The organism is Motilibacter deserti (assembly GCF_011250635.1).
Taxonomy (GTDB): Bacteria; Actinomycetota; Actinomycetes; order Motilibacterales; family Motilibacteraceae; genus Motilibacter_A; species Motilibacter_A deserti.
Genome location: NZ_JAANNP010000141.1, coordinates 1 through 3,956, shown reverse-complemented (window position 1 = coordinate 3,956; position 3,956 = coordinate 1). Strand labels below are relative to the sequence as shown.

3 protein-coding genes are annotated in these 3,956 nt (G+C 75.5%); 2 read left to right on the top strand and 1 reads right to left on the bottom strand.

All coding sequences use genetic code 11. The features are described 5' to 3' along the window. Window positions 1–209 (top strand): hypothetical protein (locus G9H71_RS21430; RefSeq protein ID WP_166284804.1); only part of this gene is annotated, 209 nt, incomplete at its 5' end. Between the two features lie 223 nt (window positions 210–432). After that, window positions 433–1,608: a hypothetical protein gene (locus G9H71_RS21425; protein WP_166284803.1), complete on the top strand. Its 1,176-nt coding sequence runs from the start codon at window positions 433–435 to the stop codon at window positions 1,606–1,608. A gap of 462 nt (window positions 1,609–2,070) precedes the next feature. Here the strand turns inward: G9H71_RS21425 and G9H71_RS21420 are convergent. After that, window positions 2,071–3,956, bottom strand: a 1,886-nt coding sequence (locus G9H71_RS21420) for a CHAT domain-containing protein (protein ID WP_166284802.1), incomplete at its 5' end; no start/stop codon positions are given.

Genomic DNA, 3,956 nt, shown 5'->3' with positions numbered 1-3,956 from the left:
ACGGCGCGCGGCGGCGGTGGGTCTTCGTCTACTACGCCGCCATCCTCGACGGCACCGGGTTCGCCGAGCTGGAGGCCGCGCTCGAGACCGAGCTCGACCGCTCCTTCATCGACCCGGAGCTGCAGCGCTCGCCGGTCGGTGAGCCGCCGGAGGGCGAGATCGCGGAGGTGTACGCCGAGCTGTGCCGGCGGGCCGGGCTTCCCACGTGAGGCTGGACCAGGGCGCCTGACCCGCACCACCCGTCCGTACGCACCAGCGCCTGCGCCCCCACAGCTCCGCAACAGCGGCCACCTCATCCGCCGCGGCGCCCGCGGCGTACACCAGAAGTGGTGGACGCGGCGGGGGCAGTGGGTGGACGCTGGCTCCTGCGGACGCCGGTCGCCCGCAAGCACGCTGGGGACGAAGAACTGGCACGGACTGCGGGGGGCAGTCGTGGACTCGCTCCTGCTCGACGTGGCCATCGGCCTCGTGTTCGTGTACGCCGTCGCGGCGGCCGTCACGACGATCCTCACCGAGGGCATCGCCCGCTTCATCGGGCTGCGGGCGCGCTATCTGCTGCTCGGGATCCGGACGCTCGTCGATGGCCAGCCGCAGCCCGCCGCCGCGGAGCCTCCCCCAGCCGACGCGTTCCGCGGGTTCCGCGAGGGCATCGAGCGGGCGCTGCCGAACGCGCCGCAACCGGGATCTCCCGAGGCGCTGGACAACACCGAGGCCCTCGTGGAGCCGCCGCCTCCTTCGGCCGCGCCGGAGGCCCCGCTGCGCCAGGTCTCGGTGGCCCTGCTCGGCTCGCCCGTGCTGCGCAACCAGGGCCTGAAGGGACAGCTGGGCGCGGCCGACCCGAGGCGCTGGCGCGAGCTGCGCAAGCTGCCGTCGTACGCGCCCGCCCGCTCGTTCGGCCAAGCGGTGGTGGACCTGCTCATCCCCGACCAGCAGGGGCGTACGACGTTCGACGCCCTCGAACGTGCCGTCGGCGCGCTGCCGGAAGGGACGATGTTCAAGCAGTCGATGCAATCGCTGCTGAAGAACACGGAAGGCGACGTCGCCGCATTCCGGGAGAATGTCGAGAACTGGTACGACGACCACATGGACCGGGTGTCGGGGTGGTACAAACGGCGCGTCCGCTGGATCTCACTCGCGGTCGGGTTCCTCGTCGTCGTCCTGTGCAACGTCAACACGGTGTCGGTGGCGCGCGCGCTCTACACCGACCAGGCGCTGCGCGAGGCGGTCGTCACCCAGGCGCTCGCGGCCTCCGACTGCACCGGCGACGCGGACGAATGCCTGGCCCAGGTACGCCGCGAGATCGGCAGCCTGCGCGGCACGGGTCTACCCGTGGGCTGGGGCGAGGTCGCCGAGTGCAGCGACACCGCTCGCCAGTTGCGCGCCGAGGCCGGCGAGGACGCGGCCGCCTGCACCTGGCTCGAGTCGCGCGGGCTGGCCAGTGCGACGGGCAACGGGGGTGCCGACGCGTGGTTCGTCGTACGCCTCGTCCTCGGCTTCCTGCTCAGCTGGCTCGCGCTCGTACCCGGCGCCCGCTTCTGGTTCGACCTGCTGGGCCGGCTCGGCAGCCTGCGCTCCACCGGCCCGCGGCCGGCCCGGGCGGCAGGCTGAGCTCCCGGCTCCAGTGGACGCGCGCCCACCCGCCGCCCTGTCGGTCCAGGGCGCACTCCCCGGCCCGCCATCGACTCAACGTCGCACGTGCGCGGCCTCCGGCTGGCAGAACGCCGCATCCCCCGCCCCTCCCGATTGGCAGAATGCAGCACTCATCCGGCGTCGCGTTGGATGAATGCCGCATTCATGGCGCTCTACGGGTTGAATGCGTCATTCAACGGGAGGCCGACCGGTTGAATGTGTCATTCTGCCAACCGGACGGGGGCGGGGCGCGGAGGGCGAAGGGCGGAGGGCAGCGCGCTGAGGTGGGGGGTGCAACGCGCGACGGCGCAACCCGCGACGCCGCGACGCCGAACCGCCGCGACGCCGCACCTCCCGACGCCGCAACGCTGCACCGCCCGACGCCGCACCGCCCACCGCCGCACCGCGCACCGCCGCACCGCGCACAACGCCACGCAGACCTCACCCCCCGCCGAACGCCGTGAACACGCACCAGTTGACGAAGCTGCCGGGAGCGTCGAGGTCGAGCCGGGCCCGGGCCGCGTGCAGGGCGCGGGCCATGGTCGAGCCCGAGAGCAGCTCCTCGTGCAGCGCGCACATGAGCGGCAGCGCGGCCGCGTCGGGGACGAGCGACACGCTGGCGACGATGCCGGACGTACCACGGGCGAGCATGGAGCTGACGAACCCGAGCATCTCGTCCCCGGCATACGCGGTGTCCGCACCGGCGTCGCAGGCGGCGAGCACGATGCGGCGCGGCGCCAGGGCGCGCAGCTCGAGCTCGTGGACGGTGAGGCTCCCGGCGGAGAGGCACAGCGCCGAGAACATCGGGTTGTCGGCGCGTACGCGGCCGTGGCAGGCGAGGTGGGCGAGGCCCGCGCCGCGCAGCGCGTCGGCGACGGCGTCCACACCGCTGTGCGGCGGCTCGAGGACTACCGCCTCGGCGTGCAGTTCGGCGAGCGCGCGCACCTCGGCGGTCGCGGAGCCCAGCCCCGGGCCGGCGACGAGCGCGACGCCGGCGGGCGGTGGGCCCGCCTGGCACGTGCGGGCCCAGAACGACGCGGACGGGGCGACCGCGACGGGGCCGGGGTGCAGGGCGCTCCAGGGCGCGCGCTGCAGCACGCCGACCGGGACCACGACGAGCTCGGCGTCGGCGGCGAGGTGCAGCGGGCCGAGCAGCGCCGCGCGCAGGGCGTCGAGCCCGGACTCGGCGAGCGCGCGTACGGCCCTGGCGGCCGCAGTGGGCAGCGGCCGGGTCAGGCTGCGCAGCGAGAAGAGCAGCCCCTCCAGCTCGGCGGCCACCGGGGCGAGCGGGCCGAGCCGGACGACGCGCGCACGCCGGGCGCTGACGACGACGGCGAGCAGCTCGCCGTCGAGGGACCCGAGCTCCACCAGTACGCGGTCGCCGAGCAGCGACCGCAGCTGCGCGGGGAGCACCCGCTGGCCCGGCGTCGAGGGGGTGGCCTCGCGTACCCAGGACAGCCGGCGGACCCGCGCCTCGATGGCGGCCCGACGGGACTCGGCCTCCTCCGCGCCAGCGTCGGGGGCGAGGCCGGGCTCGGCCGGCAGCGCGCGCAGCGCGGCCAGCTCCTCCGCGATGCCCTCGCCCCACGCCGGCTCGACGCTGAGCAGCGCCGCAGCCCGCGTACGCTCCAGCCAATCAAACACCCGCAGGGGGCTTCCTGCGTTGACGAGCGCCTCGAGCCCGAGCGCACCGAGCTCGGTCCCGTGCCCGGAGGCGAGAGCACGCAGCTCGGGCGAGGCGAGCGCGGCTCGATGGACCGCGAGGTCGTTCAGCCCGGATCGGCACGCCTGCAGGGTCTTTCGTGAATCACCCAGCAGCCGTGCCTCCCGTGCCGCAGCGACCCGGCCGCGCAGGCGCAGGAGCACGCTCCCCTCAGCGGAGGCGGCCTGCGCACGGCCGTAGCTCTTCACCGCCCATACGTCGCGCCCGAGCAGCTCCGCGCCCCGGCCCGCGACGAGGTGCGCGTCGACGGCCGCTCCGAGCAGCCCCAGCCGCTCCAGCGTCCCCGCGGCCCGGCGGGCACGCCGCAGCCCCGACATGTCGAGCCGCCCCTGCGCGAGCAGCGCCGCCGCGCCGACCGCCGCGGCGGTCGCCGCCCAGCCCGGGCGGCGCTGTCGCCGGAAGCTCCGTTCGGCCGCGGCTGCCGCCTCCGCCGCCGTGGTGCCTCGGCCCGCGAGCAGGTCGAGCCGGGCCACTCGCAGCAGCGCCTCCGCGTGCATGAGCGGAACGCCGCTGCCGGCGAGCTCGTCCGCCGCGCGCCGGGCGGCCGACATCGCCTCGGGTAGCAGGCGCAGGTCCCCGGTCGCGTCCGCGTACTCGGTGTAGA